The 20,593-nt window shown below is 67.3% G+C and carries 22 protein-coding genes; 13 read left to right on the forward strand and 9 right to left on the reverse strand.

The genetic code is table 11. From position 1 onward, the window contains the following. Positions 1-67: 67 nt before the first annotated feature. The gene (locus ARTB_RS17375) at positions 68-1,153 is read right to left on the reverse strand and encodes a LacI family DNA-binding transcriptional regulator (RefSeq protein ID WP_243181651.1); all 1,086 of its coding nucleotides are present in this window, start codon (positions 1,151-1,153) and stop codon (positions 68-70) included. Between the two features lie 205 nt (positions 1,154-1,358). Between ARTB_RS17375 and ARTB_RS17380 the strand changes: the two genes are divergently transcribed. From ARTB_RS17380 to ARTB_RS17400, 5 genes are all read left to right on the forward strand, one after another. Next, a complete protein-coding gene (locus tag ARTB_RS17380; RefSeq protein WP_243181731.1) occupies positions 1,359-2,204 on the forward strand; it encodes an ABC transporter substrate-binding protein in 846 nt (281 codons plus the stop codon). A 142-nt stretch (positions 2,205-2,346) separates the two neighbouring features. Further along, positions 2,347-3,135, forward strand: coding sequence for an amino acid ABC transporter permease (locus tag ARTB_RS17385; RefSeq protein WP_018775513.1), 789 nt, complete (start codon positions 2,347-2,349; stop codon positions 3,133-3,135). Continuing rightward, positions 3,132-3,929 carry an amino acid ABC transporter ATP-binding protein gene (locus tag ARTB_RS17390; RefSeq protein WP_279294383.1) on the forward strand — a complete coding sequence of 266 codons (798 nt, stop codon included), beginning with the start codon at positions 3,132-3,134 and terminating at the stop codon, positions 3,927-3,929. The genes ARTB_RS17385 and ARTB_RS17390 overlap by 4 nt, the downstream gene beginning before the upstream one ends. Then, the gene (locus tag ARTB_RS17395; protein ID WP_243181652.1) at positions 3,929-4,984 is read left to right on the forward strand and encodes a Gfo/Idh/MocA family protein; all 1,056 of its coding nucleotides are present in this window, start codon (positions 3,929-3,931) and stop codon (positions 4,982-4,984) included. Before ARTB_RS17390 ends, ARTB_RS17395 begins: the two co-directional genes overlap by 1 nt. 68 nt (positions 4,985-5,052) lie before the next feature. Next, on the forward strand, positions 5,053-6,174 hold the full coding sequence (locus tag ARTB_RS17400) for an NAD(P)/FAD-dependent oxidoreductase (protein WP_243181653.1): 1,122 nt from the start codon (positions 5,053-5,055) through the stop codon (positions 6,172-6,174). Positions 6,175-6,315: 141 nt separating this feature from the next. Here the strand turns inward: ARTB_RS17400 and ARTB_RS17405 are convergent, their stop codons facing one another. After that, complete coding sequence (locus tag ARTB_RS17405) at positions 6,316-6,897, reverse strand: hypothetical protein (RefSeq protein ID WP_243181654.1); 582 nt, start codon at positions 6,895-6,897, stop codon at positions 6,316-6,318. A gap of 262 nt (positions 6,898-7,159) precedes the next feature. Here ARTB_RS17405 and ARTB_RS17410 point away from each other — a divergent pair, with 262 nt between their 5' ends. The 5 genes from ARTB_RS17410 (at position 7,160) to ARTB_RS17430 (ending at position 10,790) form a co-directional block, all read left to right on the forward strand. After that, positions 7,160-7,570, forward strand: coding sequence for a TOBE domain-containing protein (locus ARTB_RS17410; protein WP_018775502.1), 411 nt, complete (start codon positions 7,160-7,162; stop codon positions 7,568-7,570). Continuing rightward, complete coding sequence (modA, locus tag ARTB_RS17415; protein ID WP_243181655.1) at positions 7,567-8,385, forward strand: molybdate ABC transporter substrate-binding protein; 819 nt, start codon at positions 7,567-7,569, stop codon at positions 8,383-8,385. Before ARTB_RS17410 ends, modA begins: the two co-directional genes overlap by 4 nt. Positions 8,386-8,390: 5 nt before the next feature. Continuing rightward, positions 8,391-9,212: an ABC transporter permease gene (locus ARTB_RS17420; protein WP_028275168.1), complete on the forward strand. Its 822-nt coding sequence runs from the start codon at positions 8,391-8,393 to the stop codon at positions 9,210-9,212. Continuing rightward, a complete protein-coding gene (locus ARTB_RS17425) occupies positions 9,209-10,258 on the forward strand; it encodes a sulfate/molybdate ABC transporter ATP-binding protein (protein ID WP_243181656.1) in 1,050 nt (349 codons plus the stop codon). Before ARTB_RS17420 ends, ARTB_RS17425 begins: the two co-directional genes overlap by 4 nt. An 85-nt stretch (positions 10,259-10,343) precedes the next feature. After that, positions 10,344-10,790: an SRPBCC domain-containing protein gene (locus tag ARTB_RS17430; protein WP_243181657.1), complete on the forward strand. Its 447-nt coding sequence runs from the start codon at positions 10,344-10,346 to the stop codon at positions 10,788-10,790. A gap of 145 nt (positions 10,791-10,935) precedes the next feature. On the opposite strand, the gene ARTB_RS17435 is transcribed toward ARTB_RS17430, so the two are convergent. From ARTB_RS17435 to ARTB_RS17460, 6 genes are all read right to left on the reverse strand, one after another. After that, on the reverse strand, positions 10,936-12,096 hold the full coding sequence (locus tag ARTB_RS17435) for a glycerate kinase (RefSeq protein ID WP_084475842.1): 1,161 nt from the start codon (positions 12,094-12,096) through the stop codon (positions 10,936-10,938). A gap of 1 nt (position 12,097) precedes the next feature. Continuing rightward, positions 12,098-13,573: a C4-dicarboxylate transporter DctA gene (gene dctA / locus ARTB_RS17440; RefSeq protein WP_028275164.1), complete on the reverse strand. Its 1,476-nt coding sequence runs from the start codon at positions 13,571-13,573 to the stop codon at positions 12,098-12,100. A gap of 171 nt (positions 13,574-13,744) precedes the next feature. Then, positions 13,745-14,842 (reverse strand): tartrate dehydrogenase, encoded by a 1,098-nt coding sequence (locus ARTB_RS17445; RefSeq protein WP_243181658.1) that lies wholly within the window; start codon positions 14,840-14,842, stop codon positions 13,745-13,747. Between the two features lie 116 nt (positions 14,843-14,958). Next, a complete protein-coding gene (locus tag ARTB_RS17450) occupies positions 14,959-15,891 on the reverse strand; it encodes a LysR family transcriptional regulator (RefSeq protein ID WP_243181659.1) in 933 nt (310 codons plus the stop codon). Positions 15,892-16,078: 187 nt separating this feature from the next. Continuing rightward, positions 16,079-16,651, reverse strand: a complete 573-nt coding sequence (locus ARTB_RS17455) for an MOSC domain-containing protein (protein ID WP_243181660.1) — start codon at positions 16,649-16,651, stop codon at positions 16,079-16,081. A gap of 145 nt (positions 16,652-16,796) precedes the next feature. Further along, positions 16,797-17,810 (reverse strand): medium chain dehydrogenase/reductase family protein, encoded by a 1,014-nt coding sequence (locus ARTB_RS17460; RefSeq protein WP_243181661.1) that lies wholly within the window; start codon positions 17,808-17,810, stop codon positions 16,797-16,799. A 123-nt stretch (positions 17,811-17,933) separates the two neighbouring features. On the opposite strand from ARTB_RS17460, the gene ARTB_RS17465 reads away from it, so the two are divergent. The 3 genes from ARTB_RS17465 to ARTB_RS17475 all read left to right on the forward strand — a co-directional run bounded on the left by ARTB_RS17465 (position 17,934) and on the right by ARTB_RS17475 (position 19,747). Beyond that, positions 17,934-18,353 carry an ArsR/SmtB family transcription factor gene (locus ARTB_RS17465; protein WP_243181662.1) on the forward strand — a complete coding sequence of 140 codons (420 nt, stop codon included), beginning with the start codon at positions 17,934-17,936 and terminating at the stop codon, positions 18,351-18,353. Between the two features lie 18 nt (positions 18,354-18,371). After that, complete coding sequence (locus ARTB_RS17470; RefSeq protein ID WP_028275161.1) at positions 18,372-18,869, forward strand: SRPBCC family protein; 498 nt, start codon at positions 18,372-18,374, stop codon at positions 18,867-18,869. Positions 18,870-18,958: 89 nt separating this feature from the next. Further along, entirely contained in the window at positions 18,959-19,747 is a 789-nt protein-coding gene (locus ARTB_RS17475) for an alpha/beta fold hydrolase (RefSeq protein ID WP_243181663.1), read from the forward strand. 7 nt (positions 19,748-19,754) lie between these two features. Here ARTB_RS17475 and ARTB_RS17480 read toward each other — a convergent pair whose 3' ends face one another. After that, positions 19,755-20,537 carry a TetR/AcrR family transcriptional regulator gene (locus ARTB_RS17480; RefSeq protein ID WP_243181664.1) on the reverse strand — a complete coding sequence of 261 codons (783 nt, stop codon included), beginning with the start codon at positions 20,535-20,537 and terminating at the stop codon, positions 19,755-19,757. Positions 20,538-20,593 lie beyond the last annotated feature (56 nt).

A 20,593-nucleotide genomic window follows, 5' to 3' on the forward strand; every position in this document is an offset into this window, starting at 1 on the left:
CCGCCAATTGCACTAAACGTTCCCCTGCAGTTCAGTGAATCCGCCGGCCCGGGACCGCGCCAGAGAACTAAGCCCTGTCCTGTTCCTGCGCCGGCGGTGCCGCGACCGAGCCGCGGCGGATCAGTGCGGCCGTGAATGTCGGTGCGGCCGCCGGTGCCTTGCGGCCTTCGATCTGCCGGATCAGGGCTGAGGCGGCGGCTACGCCCATGTCGTAGACAGGCTGGGCGATGACCGTGAGCGGGGGCGTGGTCAGGCGCGTCCAGGCGAAGTCGTCATACATGAGGAAGGAGACATCATCCGGAATGGAGAGGCCGAGCTCGTGGATCGCTTCCACCACGCTGAGGCCGATCAGCCCGTCGGAGGCGATGATCGCCGTCGCCGGGTCAGGGCGCTGCACCAGCTCGCGGGTGATCTTCTTGATGGACTCGTCGTCGCCGGCGTTGAGGCGGATCAGATCGACGGGCAGCTCCAGCCCCGCCTCCTCGAACGCGCGTTTCATGCCGTCGCGCCGGTCCGAGATCTGGGACGAGTCCAGCTGCAAGCCGTCGTGGTACGGTCCGGCCGTCTTGAGGGTGGAAATGAAGGCGATCCTCCGGTGGCCGGACTTGAGCAAATAGCTGGTGGATTCATGGGAGATGTCCTCCATGTCCACCGCCACGGTGTCGACGTCGAGCCCTGGCGCCTTGCGGTCCAAAAGGACCAGCGGACGGCCGGATTCGTGAACGCGCCGTAAATGTTGCGTTTCCACGGAGGACGCGGGTGCCACGATCAGGCCGTCAACGCGCTTGTCGAGGAGCACCCTGACGGCGTCGATTTCCGCCTCGGTATCCTCGTCCGTATTGATCAGGATGACATTGAATCCACTCCGCTTGGCGGTGTCCGTAATGCCCCGCGTGGCCAGGCCGAAATGGGGGTTTTCAATGTCGCCGACCACCACCCCGATGGTGTGCGATTTCCCGGTGTTCATGCTGCGGGCGAGCTCGTTGGGCCGGTACTCCAGTTCCTCGGCGGCAGCCAGCACCCGCTCACGCACGTCGTCGCTCACGGCCCCGTAGTTGCCCAGGGCGCGGGCGGCCTGGGCCTTGGAAACCTGGGCTGCTTTGGCGACGTCGGCGACAGTGACATCGCGGCGCCGGGAAGCATCACTATTCATTACGGCCTTTCGTAGCGGACCCTTGACGCCTGATGTGGCTTCGATTACATTTCTAGCAATCGATGTGAGTCCGGTCTCAATCCTAGGGACTGAGACCGGACTCAGCAAGACTTCCATCGACAAAGTCCCACTCCACGGGGCCCACTGCCTGCTTGCCCCGCTGCTCACCCCCACGATTGGAAACGCTGTGAACACAGGAAACAAAATGCGCCCCGGGGCGCTCATCGCCGCTGCTGTTGCCGCGGTCCTGGCACTCTCCGGCTGCGGAGGCAGCTCATCCGCCTCGTCCTCGCCGGCGGACAACCCCTACGGCCTGATTGAAGCCGGCACCATCCGCGTTGCCAGCCTGGGTGATTCGAAGCCCTATACCTTTGCCGACGCCCAGGGCAACTTCACCGGCTTCGACGTCGAGCTCTTCAAAGACGTCGCCCACCGCGCCGGAGTCGACAAGGTCGTCTTCACCGGACAGGACTTCTCCGGACTGCTCGCCGCCGTCTCCAACGGCCAGTTCGACGCCGGCGTTGCGGCTATCGGCATCACGGACAAGCGCAAACAAACCGTCGACTTCTCCGATGGCTACCTGGCCGGCTACCTGACCGTCATCACCACGAAGACCTCGGGCATCACCGGCGCCGACGGTCTCGGCGGAAAGCGACTCGGCGTCGTGCAGGGAACGCTGCAGGAGGCTTACGCGGTCAAGAACTTCACCTCCGCGAGCCTGGTGCGCTTCCCGGACAACAACACCGCGATCGCCGCCGTCAACAGTGGATCCGTTGATGCACACTTCCTGGACTACGAGGCCGCCAAGGCCTACGAAACGCAGTATGGGCTGATCAGCGCCGCGGACATCCCGTCCTTCGACGCTCCCGCCGGCTTCGCCGTGGCCAAGGGCAAAACCGCTTTCAGGGACGCCCTCAACAAGGGCCTTGCCGCAGCCATGGAGGACGGCACCTGGAAGAAGCTCTACCAGAAGTGGTTCCCGGGCTCCCCGATGCCCGAGCAGTACCTGCCCAAGGCCGAGCAGACGGCCAGCCCCACACCCAGCAAGTAAGGCCCAGCCAGTAAGCGGCCGGCAACCAATATGCCCCGAACCATCGGCACGTCCGGCACATAGCCCGGCTCCCACCTGACCGGGCGGGCCGCACTGCGCGGCCCGCCCGGGTTCCACAAGCTACCTACGTCTGAGAGCAACCATGGACTGGTTAAGCACCATCACCCGCACCTTCTTCGACTTCGGCGCAATGGCCGAGGTCCTGCCCCAGCTTCTGGGAGTCGGTCTCCTCAATACCCTCATCATCTCCGTTGCGGCGACCATCATCGGCGTTGCCCTCGGCATGGTCGTCGCCGTGATGGGGATATCTCCCTCGCGGTGGCTTCGGGTTCCGGCCCGGATCTACACGGACCTCTTCCGCGGACTCCCCGCCATCCTGACCATCCTGCTGATCGGCCAGGGTTTCGCCCGCTTCAGCCAATCGATCTTCGGCCCCTCGCCCTACCCCCTGGGGATCATCGCCCTGAGCCTGATCGCCAGCGCCTACATCGGTGAGATCTTCCGCGCCGGTATCCAGAGCGTGGACAAAGGCCAGGGTGAGGCCTGCCGCGCGCTGGGCATGAGCTACGCGAAGTCCATGGCCCTGGTGGTGGTTCCGCAAGGCGTCCGCCGGGTCCTGCCGGCGCTGGTGAACCAGTTCATCGCGATCGTCAAGGACTCCTCGCTGGTCTATTTCCTGGGCCTGCTGGTCACGGAACGCGAGCTCTTCCGCGTGGGCCAGGACGCCGCCGTGCTTTCCGGCAACCTCTCGCCCCTGGTCATGGCCGGCATCTTCTACCTGCTGATCACGGTTCCCCTGACCCATCTGGTCAATTACTTCGATAACCGCTTCCGCACCGGCCGACGCCGCCCCGCTGCACCGAGCAGCGGTCTCAAGGAAGTCAAAGAACTCGCCGCGGCTTCACCGCTGACCACCGGGAGCAACACATGAGCCTCGCCAGCAACACCGCACGCAGCACCAGCAACACCAAAGAACCAGTCCCGGACATCGAGACGTTCCACGGCTCCAGCCTGGAACTGAAAAACCTGACCATGGCCTACGGCGACGTCGAGGTGCTCCGCAACGTCAGCCTCAACGTCGCCCCGGGCACCACCACCTGCATCATCGGTCCCTCCGGCTCCGGCAAATCCACCCTCCTGCGCGGCGTCAACCGACTGCACGAACCCAAGAGCGGGGACGTGCTCCTGGCCGGCGAGAGCGCCCTGCAGGTCAAACCGGACCTCCTGCGCAGCCGCATCGGCATGGTGTTCCAGCACTTCAACCTCTTCCCGGACCACACCGCCCTCGAGAACGTGGCGCTGGCCCTCTGGAGCGTCAAGGGCATGCCCAAGGCCGAGGCCAGGGAACGCGCCCGGCGCCGCCTCGCCGAGGTCGGTCTTGCCGAACGCGCCGATCACCGGCCCCGCGACCTCTCCGGCGGACAGCAGCAGCGCGTCGCGATTGCCCGGGCCCTGGCCATGGAACCGGAAGTCATGCTCTTCGACGAGGCCACCAGCGCCCTGGACCCGGAACTGGTCAAGGGCGTGCTGAACCTCATGGCAGGCCTGGGCCGCCGCGGCATGACCATGCTGGTGGTCACGCACGAGATGGGCTTTGCCCGCAAGGTCGCTGATCAGGTCGTCTTCATGGACGAAGGCGAGGTCGTCGAGTCCGGCACGCCCGCCGACCTCTTCGACAACCCGCAAAGCGAACGCCTCCAGCGCTTCCTCTCGGAAGTGCTCTGATGGAGACCCTGAAGGGAAGCGCCGCCGCGGGACCCATCCGCACCGCCGTCGTCGGGTTCGGCATCTCGGGCAAAGTCTTTCACGCACCGCTGATCGCGGCGGATGCCAACTACTCGCTGGAGGTGATCGTCACGGCGGATCCGGACCGCGCCTCGGAGGCGGCGAGGCTCTACCCGGACGCCCGGATCGTCCCGACGCCGGAGGACCTGTTTGCGCTCTCCGGTGACCTCGATCTGGTGGTCCTCGGGACGCCGCCGCTGACCCACTTCGACCTCGCCGCGACGGCCATCGCCCACGGCCTCCCCGTGGTGGTGGACAAGCCGTTCGTCACCACGTCGGACCAGGGGCAGGAGCTCATCTCCCGGGCGGCCGACGCCGGCGTGCAGCTCACGGTATTTCAGAACCGACGCTGGGACGCGGACTTCCTGACGCTGCGGAAGCTTGTCGGGGAAGCAGCGCTGGGGGAGGTGCGCAGCTTCGAATCGCGCTTTGAATGGTGGCGGCCGGAGGGCTTCGGAAACTGGCGGGACACCGCTGCCGTGTCCGAGGGCGGCGGCATCCTCAACGACCTCGGCGCCCACCTGATCGACCAGGCCATCCAGCTCTTTGGCCCGGTAACCGAAAGCTACGGGGAAACGGCGAACCACAGCCAGGATCCGGGCGGCGCCGACACCGAGGCCTTCGTGTCCCTGCTCCACGAATCCGGGGTCCGCTCACGGTTGTGGATGAACGGCATGGCGGCGCAGGTCGGCCCGCGCTTTCACGTCCTGGGCTCCGAGTCCGGCTACACGAAGTGGGGCCTGGACGGCCAGGAACCGGCCCTCGCGGCCGGAACGACACCCACGGACCAGGGCTACGGCGTCGAACCCCAAACCCATTGGGGGACCGTGGGTGTCGACGGAGACCTGCGGCCAGTCGCATCTGAACCCGGCGCCTATCCGCTGTTCTATGCACAGCTCGCGGCTGCCCTCCGTGGCAAGGGCCCACTTCCGGTCGACCCCGAGGAGTCCCTCGACGTCCTGAGGGTCATCGAAAATATCCGCGCCTTCGCATAGCCCGCACACCGCCTCCCAGTGCCCCTGGCGGGCACCCCTGACACCTCTACTTAAGGAAAGGCAGACCCATGTCCTCCACACCCTCAACCAAGCGCATCGCCATCATCGGCGGCGGCATCCTCGGCGTCTCCACCGCCGTCCACCTGCTCCGCGACGGCGCCTCCGTCACCCTCCTGACCGAACACGGCCTGGCCAGCGAGGCCACCGGCCGCTCGCTCTCCTGGCTGAACTCCGCCGGAGAACGGTCCACGCCGTACCACCAGCTCCGGGTCGCCGGCGTGGACCGCTACCGCACGCTCTTCGCCGCTGACCCCGGCCGGGACTGGCTGCAGTTCGGCGGTGGCCTCATGTGGAATCCCGCCGGCCAGGAAGCCGCCACGGAAGCCCGCCACCGCTACGAGAAATCCATCGGCTATGACTCGAAGCTTCTGACACCCGCACAGGTTTCCTCAGCCACCCCCGGCATCGATCCGGTCGCCGTTCCGGAGAACGCCATCTTTAACCCCGGTGGGGGCTGGGTCAGCCTGCCCGATCTGGTGGACTTCCTGATGGAGGAGTTCCACGCCCTGGGCGGTGAACTCGTCCTCAACGCCGGCAAGGTGTCCGTGACGGTCGACGGCGGCCGGGCCACCGGCGTCGAGACGGCCGCAGGGGAAACCTACGAGGCAGACGCTGTCCTGGTGGCGTGCGGTGCCGCAACTCCCGCCGTCGTCGCGCCCCTCGGCGTCGAGATCCCCAACGGATCCCCGGTCTCCATGCTGGTGTTGACCAAACCCGTCGAGCACGAGCTGGAGGCCGTGCTGAACACCCCCAGGGCCGCCGTCCGGCCCAATCCCGGAAACACCCTTGCCCTGGACCACGACTGGTATGAAGGGCACATCACCGAACACGCCGACGGCTCCTTCAGCATCCCCGATGACGTGGTCCAGGAACTCGCCGACGAAGCATCCAAGCTCATCGGCGGCAACCCCGACCTCAAACCGGCCTCCTGGAAGATCGGCTACAAGCCCATCCCGGGCGACGGCGAACCGGTCCTCGGCGAACTCGGCCAGGTGCCCGGCTGCTTCGTGGCCTTCACGCACTCGGGGGCCACGCTCGGCCTCATCGCAGGCGAACTTCTTGCGGGCGAGATCATGACCGGCACGAAGCACCCGATGCTGGCCACCTTCCGGCCGGGACGCTTCTCCTAGCCAGAGCCACAGAGGCTGCCAGGCAGGCAGGGTCGGCGTTCACCGGCCCTGCCTGCCTAAGCCCCGTCCTGCTCCCGTAACGGGAGCACCGCCCGTGGGGCCAGATCCATGGTTGTCAGACGACTGAGACCGGGCTTCGGTCTACGGACTGGGGGAGGGGCTGGGGGACCCGGTCCCGGAAGGGGCGGTGGTGTTCCCGGGCAGCGTGGGTGACGGGCTGCCGGAGGCAGTCCCGGCTCCGGGCGTCGCGGGCATGTACGACTGGTATTCGGGCAGCGTGGAGTCGAGGACCGGAAGCTGCAGCTCGGCCGACTTACCTGTGGAGTCCTCGCTCACCCGGACCGTGACCAGAGACCCGGGGGATCCCGTGGTGGGGTCCAGCATCATGGCCGGAGGTTGGGCCAAAGACGTTTCGCCGTTGGCCTTGACCGGAATCGATACCGTCGATCCGGAAGCGCCGGAGATGGTGACAACCGCGTCTTTGGCGGACGTGTTGAAAACCGTGCCCATGATCCGTCCGGGCTGGTCCGCTCCGTGGGAGAGGATGAGCATGTCCGCCAGCTTCATCGGACCGACCACGGTGTTGATCCCGTTGGTCGCCGGCGTGATCTTCGTGGTTTCCGCGGGGTTGTCGGAGGAGCAGCCGGTTCCGGTCAGCAGCACCCCCAGCGTGAGGGCGGCGATCGCAGATCTGAATCCTGCCAGCAGGGTGGTGGGTGCCACGGCCGGCTCCTCTCGGCAGAAGCTGTCCGGTCACCTCCGATTATCGTCCCGGGCGGCGGGAAAATCGACCCGCCGTCGCTCCTGGTGGCCCCAAGCGGGCGGCGCCCGGCGGCGGCGCCATCGGCCGGCCCGACATGCGGCTTGAGTTCGAGGATCCCGGGGGCCGCACCCGGCTGCTCCTCGGATGACACCAAACGAGGACTATTTACTGATTTGCGGATCAGAATCCCCATAATTTCCGCAAATAGGTGATTATAGAGTCATGCCGAAAATCCGCATCTCCGAAGCAGCACGTTTTCTCGGGGTCAGTGACGACACCGTCCGGCGCTGGACCGAGAATGGGATCCTGACCCCGGTCAAGGATGACTCCGGCCGGCTGGCCGTGGACGGCCTGGAACTTGCCCACCTGGCCCGCGACCAGGCACAGCTTCCCGATGACCCCACCAAGGTGGGCCGCTCCGCCCGCAACCGGTTCGTCGGCCTGGTCACGGGCATCACTGCTGACAAAGTCATGGCACAGGTTGAGCTGCAGTGCGGGCCCTTCCGCGTCGTGTCCCTGATGAGCAGCGAAGCCGTCCGGGAACTGGGCCTGGAGCTCGGCTCCGTGGCGACCGCCGTGGTCAAAGCCACCACCGTCATCATCGAAACGCCCCACGGAAAGAGCATCATATGAGGACTGCCCGCAAGCACGTCCCCGCACTGCTGGCGGCCGGCGCCCTGGCCGCGGGCCTGGCCGGCTGCGCCGCCGGCACGCCCGGGGCAGCCGGAACCGGCTCCAACTCCAGCGCCGGGGCCAGTGAGACCCCCACGCTGTCCGGAGCGATCACCGTTTACGCCGCGGCCTCGCTGAAATCGACCTTCACCAAGCTGGCCAGCGACTTCGAGGCGAAGAACCCCGGCACCAAAATCACTTTGAACTTTGCCGGCTCCTCGGACTTGGCTACGCAGATCACCCAGGGCGCCCCGGCCGACGTCTTTGCCTCCGCCGACACTAAGAACATGGCCAAGCTGACCGATGCGGAACTGATCGACGGCGCCCCGGCCAACTTCGCCACGAACGTCCTGGAGATCGCGGTTCCGCCGTCCAACCCGGCATCGATCAGCTCCTTCGCCGACCTCGCCAAACCGGGCGTGAAGGTGGTGGTCTGCGCACCGCAGGTTCCCTGCGGCGCCGCGGCCGAGACCGTCGAAAAAGCCACCGGCACCACGCTGGCGCCGGTCAGCGAGGAATCGTCCGTCACGGATGTCCTGGGCAAGGTCACCTCGGGTGAGGCCGACGCCGGGCTGGTCTATGTCACGGACGTCAAGAACGCCGGAGACAAGGTCAAAGGCATCCGCTTCGCCGAGTCGGATCAGGCCGTAAATACCTACCCCATCGCCACGGTCGGCACGAGCAAGAACAAGGAGCTCGCCGCTGCCTTCATCGCCGCGGTCACCGGCAGCGAGGGCAAGACGGTCCTGAGCGACGCCGGATTCGGCACCCCGTAAACGGCATGCACAGGCGCAGCGGCACCGGGTACACGGGCATCCCGGCATGGATTTACGCCATCGCGGCAGCAGGGGCACTCTTCGTCCTGCTTCCGCTGGTGGCAATGGTCGCCAGGGTCAACTGGTCCGAGTTCATCCCGCTGATCACTTCCGAATCCTCACTCACCGCGCTCGGCCTGAGCCTGCGTACCTCCGCGGCGAGCACCGCCTCCTGCATCGTCCTCGGCGTGCCGCTCGCACTCATCCTGGCGCGGAGCCCGTTCCCGGGCCAGCGCCTGCTCCGGGCCTTCGTCCTCCTGCCGCTGGTCCTGCCTCCCGTGGTGGGAGGCATCGCCCTGCTCTACACCTTCGGCCGCCAGGGACTCCTGGGCAAAAGCCTGGAACTGGCCGGAATCCAGATCGCCTTCTCCACAACCGCCGTCGTCCTCGCCCAGACGTACGTTGCCCTGCCGTTCCTGGTGGTCAGCCTCGAAGGCGCCCTGCGCACCGCCGGCAACAAGTACGAGGCGGTCGCCGCGACCCTCGGCGCGCGCCCGGGCACGGTGCTGCGCCGGGTGACCATCCCGCTGGTGCTCCCCGGCCTGGCCTCCGGCGCCGTTCTGTCCTTCGCCCGCAGCCTGGGCGAATTCGGTGCCACCCTGACCTTCGCCGGCAGCCTGCAGGGCGTCACCCGCACCCTGCCGCTGGAGATCTATCTGCAACGCGAAACCGACGCCGACGCCGCCGTCGCGCTCTCCCTCCTGCTGGTCGCCGTGGCGGTGGCCGTCGTCGGGCTCTCCTACCGGCGCCCTCGCCTTGGCGTTGCACCGGAAGGAGCACTCCGGTGACCTTTCAGCTGGACGCAACCCTTGCCGCACGGAGTTTCGAGGTCTCCCTCAGCCTCGGACCGGCCGAGACAATCGCCATCCTAGGGCCCAACGGGGCCGGTAAATCGACGCTCCTCTCGATCATCTCCGGCCTGCTGCGCCCCGATGCCGGCAAGGCGACGATCGGCGAAAAAGTCCTGTTCGACCTGAGCGCGGACACCAACATCTGGCGCGCCCCGCACACCCGGGGCACGGCGCTGTTGGCCCAGGAAGCCCTCCTGTTTCCGCACCTCAGTGCACTGGACAACGTCGCGTTCGGGCCACGCAGCGCCGGCGCCTCCAGCGCAGCGGCCCGCGAAACGGCAATGCACTGGCTCAGCGAGGTCGACGCCGACTCCCTCGCCTCGCGGCGCCCCGGACAGCTCTCCGGCGGACAGGCCCAGCGGGTGGCCGTGGCCCGCGCCCTCGCCGCCGACCCCCACCTGCTGCTCCTCGACGAGCCCATGGCCGCGCTCGACATCCATGCCGCCCCGCTGCTCCGCCGGCTCCTCAAGCGCGTCCTCGCCGGCCGCCGGGCGATCATCATCACCCACGACATCCTCGACGCCCTCATGCTGGCCGACCGGGTGATCGTCCTCGAGGGCGGCCGGATCACCGAACAGGGCCCCACCCGCGAAGTCCTGGAAAAACCGCGCAGCCGGTTCGCCGCCGGGCTGGCCGGGCTGAACCTTGTGGCCGGCACCGTCAGCAACGCCGGGGTGACCACGGCCCAGGGCATGGTCGTCGCGGGCCACCAGGACGAGTCCGTCGAGCCCGGGCAGGACGGAGTAGCGGTCTTTCCGCCGTCGGCGGTATCGGTGTTCCTCACCGAAGAGCACGGCAGCCCGCGAAACTCATTCCAAGTGATCATCACGGACCTGGAGCCCCACGGCGATCAGATCCGTGTCCGTGCCGGTCGACTCTCCGCGGACATCACCCCGGCCGCGTCAGCCGACCTCGGCCTCGTCCCCGGAATGAGCGTCTACTTCGTCATCAAGGCCGCCGCCATCGCGATCTACCCGGCCTAGGGAGCTTCCGCACGTTCCGCCCGGCGGAGTAGTCTCGGTGCCGGGCGCTGCCGGCGCCGAGCGACTCCGCGAGGAAAGGAAGGCTATGCCTGGAATGTATGTGGCGACCTCGACCATCACCATCGAGGCGCCCGCGAGCCGCGTATGGTCCGTAATCACCGATCCCGATGCAGCCAAGGAGTTCATGTTCGGCACCGAACTCGTGACCGACTGGACGGTAGGCGGACCCATCCTGTGGCGGGGCACCTGGGACGGCAAGGAGTACGAGGACAGGGGCAGCATCCTCGAGTTTGAACCCGGACGGCGGCTTGTTGTCACGCACTTCAGCCCGTTGAGCGGCCAGCCGGATGCGCCGGAGAACTACCACACGCTGACCTGGACGCTCGAGGACCAGGCCGGTGCCACGCATCTGACGCTCGCCCAGGACAACAACGCCAGTGCCGAGGACGCCGACCACTCCAAGGGCATGTGGGACAGCCTGGTGAAGAGCGTGAAGGGAATCGCGGAGCGGGAAGAGCCAGGGCGCGATTAGGCAGTAGGACCGCGGGGCCAGGTCCCGCTACTGCTGACAGCGGCCCGCCGGTGGGCGGACCACAAGCGGACATCAAAGGGAACGCGACAAGAACGCCCGCCCGGGTGTCCCCAGGCAGGCGTTCCCCTCGTCGGCGGAAGGTCGCCTACAGCAGGCTTGCCGCGATGTCCCTCCCGATCCTCTGCAGCAGGGCGGCGGACAGTCCGGGGTCCTTGGAGGAGTCCTGGTCGGTGTACTCGGCCAGGGTGTAGACCCGGGTGAGCGCCAGTTCGGACCACCTTTCCCGGGGGAGGAGGGAACGGCCGGCCACCGCGATGATCGGGCGGGTTCCGGACCTCCGGGCGACGGCGGCGGGAAGTTTGCCGGCGAGGGTCTGTTCGTCGATGCTGCCTTCGCCGGTGATGACGACGTCGCAACTGTCCCTGCGGTTGTTGAAATCGAGCAGGTCCAGGAAGTAGTCGGCGCCCGAGACCTGCTTGGCGCCCAGCAGCAGGCAGGCGAAGCCGATGCCGCCGGCGCTTCCGGCGCCCTCACGCTGCGCCAGTGCCTCGGCGTCCTCAAATCCGGCGTCCGTCAACGTGGCGACGAGGTGCGCCAGCCCGTGCTCCAGCGCCCCAACGTCCTGCGGTCCGGCGCCCTTTTGGGGCCCGAAGACCGCCGGCGCGCCGCCGGGCCCGAGCAGTGGATTGTGGACGTCGCTGGCGACTACGAGCTCCGTGCCGTCCAGTTCGGGGAACCTGGTCCGGCGGATGGTGTGGATCTGCGCCAGCGACTTTCCGCTGCCGTGGAGCTGCCGGCCGCGGACGTCGTGGAAGCCGTAGCCCAGGGCGGTGAGCATTCCCATGCCGCCGTCGGTGCTGGCACTTCCGCCCAGCGCCAGGACGATCCTGGCCGGGTTGAGACTGAGGGCGAACAGGATCGCTTCCCCAAAGCCCCGGCTGGAGGCCGCCAACGGTTCCAGCTGGGCCGCCGGCAGGAGCGCCAGGCCGCACGTGTTGGCGACCTCGACGACGGCGGTGGTGCCGTCGAACGCGATGCCGGCCGGGACGGGCTGGCCGGTGGGCCCGGTGACAGTGTGGCGGTGACGGGTGAAGCCGGCGGCGACGGCGGCGTCCACACTGCCGTCCCCGCCGTCGGCCAGCGGAAGCAGCTCGCAGTGGACCGCTCCGGCCCCGCCAGTGGAGCCGGCTCCGGCGCGGAGCCCTGCGGCCAGGGCATCGGCTACCTCGCCGGCCGTGAGGCTGCCTTTGAACTTGTCCGGTGCGATGAGGGTCCGCACGGTTTTGGGGGCGGTGGTGTGGACCATGTCAGATGGTTTCCGAGTAGGCGGGGCGGCGGTTGTCCTTGGCCGTAGAATCGGCATCGGCGGGTTCTGTGCGCTCCGGGTTGTTGTCTTGGTGCGTGTGGTGGCCGTATTCGATCAGGTCATCGTCGATGTCGCCGTAACCGTCCGGGAGGATCGGATCCTCGCTGGGCAGGGTCTCAACAGTTTCGCCGTTGAAGACGCGGCGGACGCGGTCCGCGTCCAGGGTGCGGTCCCACCAGGCGATGAACAAGGTGGCGACGGCATTGCCGGTGAAGTTCACCAGGGCCCGGCACTCGGACATGAACTTGTCGATGCCGAAGATAAGCATGATGCCGGCGGCAGGGATGGTGCCGAGCGTGGCCAGGGTGGCGGTCAGGGCGATGAAGCCGCCGCCGGCGACGCCGGCCGCGCCCTTGGAGGTGAGCAGCATGACCGCGATGAGGCCAAGCTGCTGGCCGATGGTCAGGTTCGTGTTGGTTGCCTGGGCGATGTAGACAGCGGCCAGCGAAAGGTAGATGGCGGCGCCGTCGAGGTTGAAGCTGTAGCCCGTGGGGACCACGAGCCCGACCGTTTCCTTCTTCACACCGGCGTGCTCGAGCTTGCGCATCAGGCCCGGGAGGGCCGGTTCGGCCGTGGAGGTGCCCAGAATGAGCAGGTACTCCTCTTTGAGGTGGCGGATCATCTTGAAGATGTTCAGCTTCAGGAAGGCCATGACGGAGCCGAGGACCACGACGACGAAGAGGATCGAGGTGGCGTAGAAGAGCGCGATCAGCCCGCCCATGCTGGAGAGGGAGGAGACGCCGTACTTGCCGACGGCGAAGGCCATCGCGCCGAAAGCGCCCAGCGGGGCGGCCTTCATGATGAAGCCCAGGATTTTGAACATGACCCCGGTGAGGCGCTGGACACCGTCCAGGACGGGCGCTCCGACCTTGCCCATGGCGTTCAGCGCGACGCCGAAGATCACGGCGATGAAGATGATCTGGAGGATGTCGCCTTCCACGAAGGGCGCGACGACGCTGGTGGGGATGACGTGGGTCAGGAACTGCCACCATTCCTGGTGGGCGCCGGCGTCGATGAGTTTGGCCGCGGAGTCCGTCGTCTTGATCGCGCTGGCGTCTGCGTTGACGCCGTCGCCGAGGCGGAAGATGTTGATGGCGACCAGGCCAAAGAGCAGGGCAAAGATCGTGCCGATCTGGAAATACGTCAGGGCCTTCAGCCCGGTCATGCCGACCTTCTTCAGATCCGCGACGCTGGCGATGCCGCCGACGATGGTCAGGAACACGATCGGGCCGATCAGCATTCTCATGGCGTTGACGAAGGTGGTGCCGATCGGTTCCATGGCGATGCCCGCAGCCGGGGCCAGCCAGCCCACCAGAATGCCGAGGACGATGCCGGTCAATACCCAGAAGTACAGCTGCCTGTACCAGCGTTTCTTGGGGGCCGGGATGTCCGTGCCCGCGGTGGTGATGTGTCCCATGATTCCTACCTCATTGTGGAATGTCTCTGGAGATGCTTTAAGTGTGGGGGTTTGCACGGGGCGGGAGCCAGTTGGGCGCAGCCGCCCCGTGCGGTGTCTAGCGTTCGACGGCGGCCGCGCGGCCGGCGTCGTCCGTTTCAGTGCCGTCGTCCGTTTTGGTGCTTCGCAGCGCTAAACGGCCGCCAGGGTGCGGGCCAGGGCCTCGATGATGGCGTCAGTGACGTCCGCGGTGGTGGCGTCGCCGCCGACGTCGCGGGTCAGGTGGCCGGCGCCGGTCGCCTCTTCGATGGCGGCCTCGACGCGGCGGGCTTCCTCGTGCAGGCCGAAGTGGTCCAGCATCAGGGCTGCGCTGGCGATCGCGCCGATCGGGTTGCTGATGCCCTTGCCCGCGATGTCCGGGGCCGAGCCGTGCACCGGTTCGAACATGGACGGGAAGCGGCGCTCCGGGTTCAGGTTGGCGCTGGCCGCCAGGCCGAGGCTGCCGGCCAGGGCCGAGCCGAGGTCGGAGAGGATGTCGGCGTTCAGGTTTGAGGCCACGACGACGGAGAGGTCTTCCGGGTGCAGGATGAACTTGGCGCTCATCGCGTCAACCAGGACGCTCTCGGTGGCGACATCGGGGTAGTCCAGGGCAACACGCTGGAAGGTTTCGTCCCAGAGGACCATGCCGTACTGCTGGGCGTTGGACTTGGTGACGGAGGAGACCTTCTTCACCGTGCGGGTCCGGGCGAGATCGAACGCGAAGCGCATGATGCGCTCGCAGCCCTTCTCGGTGAACAGCGCGGTCTGCAGGGCGACCTCGTTGCCCGGGCCGCGGCCGCTGAGGTTGCGCCCGCCGAGGCCGGCGTACTCGCCTTCGCTGTTTTCGCGGACCACAATCCAGTCGAGTTCGGTGGTGTCGGCCTTGCGCAGCGGGGACTGGACGCCCGGGAGGAACTTCACCGGACGGATGTTGGCCCACTGGTCAAAGTTCTGCGTGATATTCAGGCGCAGGCCCCAGAGGCTGATATGGTCCGGGACGTTTTTCCAGCCGACAGCGCCGAAGTAGATGGCGTCGAAATCCTTGAGGGTGTCCAGTCCGTCGGGGTCCATCATCTGGCCGGTCTTGGCGTAGTACTCGCAGCCCCATGGGAACTCGGTCCATTCGAAGGCGAACTTGCCGCCGGAATTCTGCGCCAGGGCGTCCAGGACCCGGCGTCCGGCGGAGACGACCTCTTTGCCGACCCCGTCTGCGGGGATTGAAGCGATGCTGAATTTCTGGGTGGCGCTCATGTGCCTACCTCCTCGTTGAGTGTGTTAGCAGCGTCACACTGCCTTCCTCTTCAAGTAGACGGGCCGGCACCACATGCCGTCCAAGACCAAGATCCGATCCGCTAGATAGGTTCAGCCTATTGATGATGCGCCGGGGGAGGCGTGTCTGTCCTTCCTTGCGGTTGCGGGGCCGCGTGCAGCCGCGCCACCGCCAGGAAGGACCGGGCCGCGGGGGTCAGGTCGTCCCTCCGGCTGAGAACGGCAACATCCAGGTAGGATACGGGTTCGATCAGCAGCGTCCGCAGCCCCGATTTGTGCGCCAGGGGCGCCCACGACGACGGCATCACGGCGTGGCCGACCCCGGCCAGGACCAAGGGCAGGATCGAGGTCCGGTGGGCGACCTCGACGACGATTTCGGCGTCGATCCCCCGCGCCAGTGCATCGTCCACAAGCCAGCGCATCAGCGAGCCGCGCTGGCTCGCGACCAGGCGGTGGCCGGCCAGCTCCTCGCGTTGAATCGTTGTTGCGGCGCCAAACGTATCGGACTGGGGATTGATGAGAAGGATCAGCGGCTGGCGATCGAGCTCCAGCACCTCAACACCGGGAACCTTGATGGGCGTGGGGGAGCCTGCCAGCCCGATCTCCGTGCTGCCGCTTCGGACAGACTCGATGACGTCCTCCGGGGTGAAGGCGGCGCTGACATTGAGCCTGACCAAGGGATGGGCACGGGTGAAGGCGGCGATCATCGAGGACAGGGGCTCGATCCCGGGTGAGGGCATCGTGACGATGTCCAGCCGTCCGCTGCGCAGCCCGCGCACCGACTGCACCGCGGACTGCGCCGCATCGAGGTTGCGCATCACGAGCCGGGCCGGCCCGATCAGCTCCTTGCCCGCCTCGGTGAGCACCGCCCGCCGCCCGATCCGGTGGAAGAGCGGCACGCCCAGCTCCTTCTCGAGGGCGGCGATGGTCTGCGAGAGCGATGGCTGGGCGATGAGCAGGTGCTCCGCGGCCCGGCTGAACCCGTCGTGGTCAACAACAGCCAGAAAATACTTCAGCTTTCGGGTGTCCACCCTGGCTCCTTCACCGGTTTTTGCACTTGACGGTTGCCGTGCGGCCGCCTGATCGATGAGTCCGAGCCTATTTCCTGCGGACGATTCGGATGCGCATTTGTTCCACATCCGCGGCAAAGAGCATGATCGCCGCTCGCCGGATCACGCAACGCCCGCCGTCGTCCGCGCCGCTCGGGTCTTCGCCGCGCTACGGCAGCCGGGAGGGGCGCAACAGCGTGGGGACGCCGGCCTGCCCGGGGTCGAGCGGGACGGGGCTGACCAGCACGGCCGGGCCGCGGCTCAGGAGGCCGGTCGAAAGCGGCTGGCAGCGCACGCCTCCCCGGCCGCGCATGGCGTCGTGCGCGCCCGGGGCAAGCATCCGGTCCATCCACGCGCAGGGGTGGGCTGGCCGTCCGGCCCGGAGCCGGACCACGTTGCCCTTCGATTCAAGCGCGAACTCTTCGCCGAGCAGGGGAGCGAGGTGGGCGCCCCGGAGGACCACATTGCGCCGGGTCAGGAGCGGGTCAAAGGGGCCGGCTCCCAGCTTTTCAGCCATCGCCTCGAGGGCCTCGATCGAGAGGAGGGTGACGGCGGCGTCCATGTGCGCGGCCTTGCCGAAGAACCGGTCGCCGACGATGCCCTTGCCGGCCACCAGTTCCACTTGGTCCGCGTCCGTCGTGGGGACCTGCGCCGCACCATCGCGGGCGCGGCCGAAGTAGGCGTGTGCCGGCGAGACGAGGAGGTGCAGAATCTCGACGTCGTACGTGTAGCTTGCCGTCATGCCCTAAAACTATCCTCCCTCGTGGCGTTGGGCCGCGAAGTCGCCGGAAACGTGCGGACTCGCCGGAACCTTCCGGCGACCTCGCAGGCTTCCCGCGAACCCGGCGGGGCCTTACACGTAGTGTCGCGGCAGCGACCATGCCGGATCAGGGTACGAGCACGATCTTCCCTTTCGCCGCGGTGCTCCCCAGCAGCTCATGGGCGCGACGAACGTCCGAAAGCGGCAGGCGCTCGGCCACCACCGGGTGAATCTCGCCGCGGCGAAGCAACTCGAGCAGCGCGAAGAAGTCTGCCCTGAACCAGTCCTGGTGGTGGATGCGCAGCTTCTGGATCCGGTAGGACAGCACCTTTCGGCGGGGTGACAGCCAGCCCCAGAGTGCGACGCTCCCCGTTGCCGCGTACCAGGCGATCACGCCCGGCCAGTTCTTGCGCCCCTGCGCGATGGTGGCGTAGCGGCCAAACACAACGAGCCGGCCGCCGGGCCGCAGCGCCCGGAAGGAGCGCAGAGACAACGGCCCACCGATCCCGTCGAGGGCAATGTCTACGCCGTCGCCGGTGAGCCCGCGCACTCGGGCCAGGAAATCCTCGTTCTGATAGTCGATCGCCACCGCGCCCAGCCGCTCCACTGCGGCGCGGTCCCGGCCGGAGGCGGTCCCGTAGAGGCGGAGGCGGGCCAGTGCTCCGAGCTCGAGGATGGCGGCGCCCACCCTGCCTGCCGCGCCGTGAACCAGAACGCTCTCCCCGGGCTTCGCCTGGGCCGTCCGGTGCAGCAACTGGTAGGCGGTCATGTAGGGGAAGACGAGGCTTACGACCTCGGCCGGGTCGAGGTCCTCAGGCACATCCACCGCGTATGCCTCCGGCACACAGACGCGCTCGGCGTTGGCGCCCCACACCGTCAGCGCGCCGATGCGGTCCCCGATCCGTACCCGCGAGCAACCGGGCCCGAGCTCATCAACGATGCCGACGAGCTCGTATCCGGGCGTGAACGGCGGCTTCGGTCCGCCGAGGTAGGTGCCGGCGCGGAGCTGGGCATCGGTGAAAGAGACCCCCGAAGCCAGGACCCTGACGCGGACTTCACCCGGGCCGGGCCGTGGATCGTCGATCTCCACCACCTGCAGGACTTCGGGGCCGCCGAAGCGGTCGATCAACACACGCTTCATGGGCTCACTCTACGCTCGGCATACGCTCCGCACACCGGCCACTTTGCCGCCCAGCGCCGAGGCCGCTGGGGTCGATTCCCGACACATTGACACGCCCGAGCAGTCGGACTATCCTACAACCAAATGGTTGTAGATCAGCTCCGAACCCAGCTCAGCGACGACGAACTCGACCGCCTTTTCCAGGCGTTCGCCGACGCGACCCGCAGGGACATCGTGCGCCGGGTGACGGTGGGCGAGTACTCGGTCTCCGGGCTCGCTGCCCTCTACGCCATGAGTTTTGCGGCCGTCCAGAAGCATGTGGCGGTGCTGGAACGCGCTTCCCTTGTCTCGAAGGAGAAGCGGGGAAGGGAGCAGATCGTGCGGGCCAACCATGACGGCCTGCAGCGGGCCCGCCGCCTGCTGGACGACTACGAGGTCATTTGGCGCCAGCGCGCCGACCGGATTGCGGACCTGCTGGCCGAATCGGCCGCCCCGGAACCTGGCGAGACGCAGGCAGGCGCCAGAACAACGAATAAATCGCAAGGCCAAGCTGAAGGAAACTGAAGGATAGGAGAGTTCGTCATGACGGTTGTCAGTTCAGTCAAGAATCTTGAGGCGCTGAGCCTCACCGTGGTCGCCGAGTTTGATGCCGGAGTTGGGCGCGTCTGGCAAATCTGGGAAGACCCGCGCCAGCTCGAGCGCTGGTGGGGGCCGCCCACGTGGCCGGCCACCTTCGAAAAGCACGAGTTCGTCCCGGGCGGCGAGGCCAGCTACTACATGACGGGACCCGAGGGGGAGAAAGCCCGCGGCTGGTGGCGGTTCGTGACCATCAACGCCCCGCACCGGCTGGAGTTCGATGATGGCTTCGCGGACGACAACGGCGACCCCGTGGCCGACATGGGCACGATCCATGGAGTTGTGACACTGGAGCCAATCGGCGACCGCACCCGAATGACCATCATGTCCACGTTCGAGGCGGAGGAGCAGATGGAGAAGATCGTCGCCATGGGCATGGAAGAAGGCATGAGGGAGGCGCTGGGCCAGGTCGACGCGATCATCGCCGAGTCCGTCAACGCTTGACCTGCAACGCAACACGACGACGGCGGGAATCTCCCGCCGTCGTCCGCAAGGCCCTGTTCAGCCCGGTATTAGCGGCGGTAACATGCCGTGTGACATTCACCCACGGTTACGCGGCGAACGGCGACCTCCGCATGTACTACGAGGTCCACGGTCACCCGCGGGCCGGCGAGCCCCCGCTGTTGCTGATTCCCGGCGGAGGCTCGAGCATCGAGACCAACTTCGCCGGCCTCATCCCCGCGCTGCTGGCCGAGAGCCTGCAGGTGATCGCCGTCGAAGAGGAAGGCCACGGCCGGACCGCGGCTACCGCCCGGCCGCTCACCGCCGAAGGATCGGCAGAGGACATCAAAGCCGTGCTCGATGAGCTCAACGTGGACTCCGTGGATGTGCTCGGGTTCAGCGCCGGGGGCCACACGGCGCTCGCGCTGGCCATGGGGCATCCGTCCATGGTGCGGTGCCTGATTGCCGCCTCCACCTTCGCCAGCCGCGACGCTGTGGGCGATGAATTTTGGGAGGGGATGGAAAAGGCAACCCTCGATGACATGCCGGAGGTGTACCAGGACGCGGACCGCCGGCTGAACCCGGAGCCCGGACACCTCGAGCGGATGTTCGAACTGGACCGCCAGCGGATCCTGACCTTCCCCGGCTGGCCGGACGAGGACCTGCGCCGCATCACGGCCCGCACCCTGGTGCTGAGCGCCGACCGCGACGTCGTCAGCGCTGACCATGCCGTGCAGATGTCACGGCTCATTCCCGGGGCACGTCTGATGATCGTGCCGGGCAGCCACGGCGATTATTTGGGCGAGCTGGCCGCGAGCGGGGGCGACCTGCGGGCCATGCGGACCACTCTTCCGTACCTGCTGCGGTTCCTGGAGGAGTAGGGGCCGGTCAGGGCGTTGCCGGCGTGGAGGTCTGCGCCGGACTGGTTTGTGCCGGGCTGGTTTGTGCCGGGCTGGTTTGTGCCGGAGTGGAGCTCCAGTGCTGCCGGTGCAGCCGCTCGAAGCCGTCCAGGAGCAGGTCCAGGGCGAACTCGAACTCGAACTGGTCATCGCACCCCTGGCCCACCACGGAGTCCTGGTGCGCGGAGGCGGTGGCGACCTTCAGAATGTTCGGATACCGCTCGGCCATCTCCCGGAACATGGCCGCCTGCGCTTCCGGCGGAAGGGTCACCAGCCCTGCGGCGTCCCCGCCGGCGGAGTCGTCGAACAGCTCCTGGGTAAACCCCCACATGCGGCTGCCGAGGGCGTGCATGACGTGATGGGTCAGGTCCACGGAGAAGCCTCCGGCCAGGAACATGCCGATGAACGAGTCCATGTAGCCAAGGACCGCCGGCGTTTTATTCGTGCGCGATTCCAGCACTTGCCGGGCCCACGGATGCCGCAGCAGCGCCCCCCTCGCCGAGAGCACCCTCAGGCGCACGGTGTCCTTCCAGCCGGCATCACGGACGGGAGGATCGATCTCGCTGACAAGGGCGTCCACCATGCAGTCAAGGAGTTCCTCCTTGTTTGCCACGTGCTTGTACAGCGCCATCGGGACGACGCCGAGTTCCTGCGCCAGCCGGCGCATGCTCAGCGCCTCGATCCCCACCTGATCGGCCAGCACGACGGCGGCAGCCAGGACGCGGTCCCGGCTCAACGGGATCCGGCGCGTGCGCTCCGCTTGCTGGGTCATCCGGCCACCCTTCCCTAACGGTTCTCTATTGACAAGTGTACGCCGTACACCTAACG

The sequence above is a fragment of the Arthrobacter humicola genome, assembly GCF_022803015.1.
GTDB classification, from domain to species: Bacteria; Actinomycetota; Actinomycetes; order Actinomycetales; family Micrococcaceae; genus Arthrobacter; species Arthrobacter humicola_A.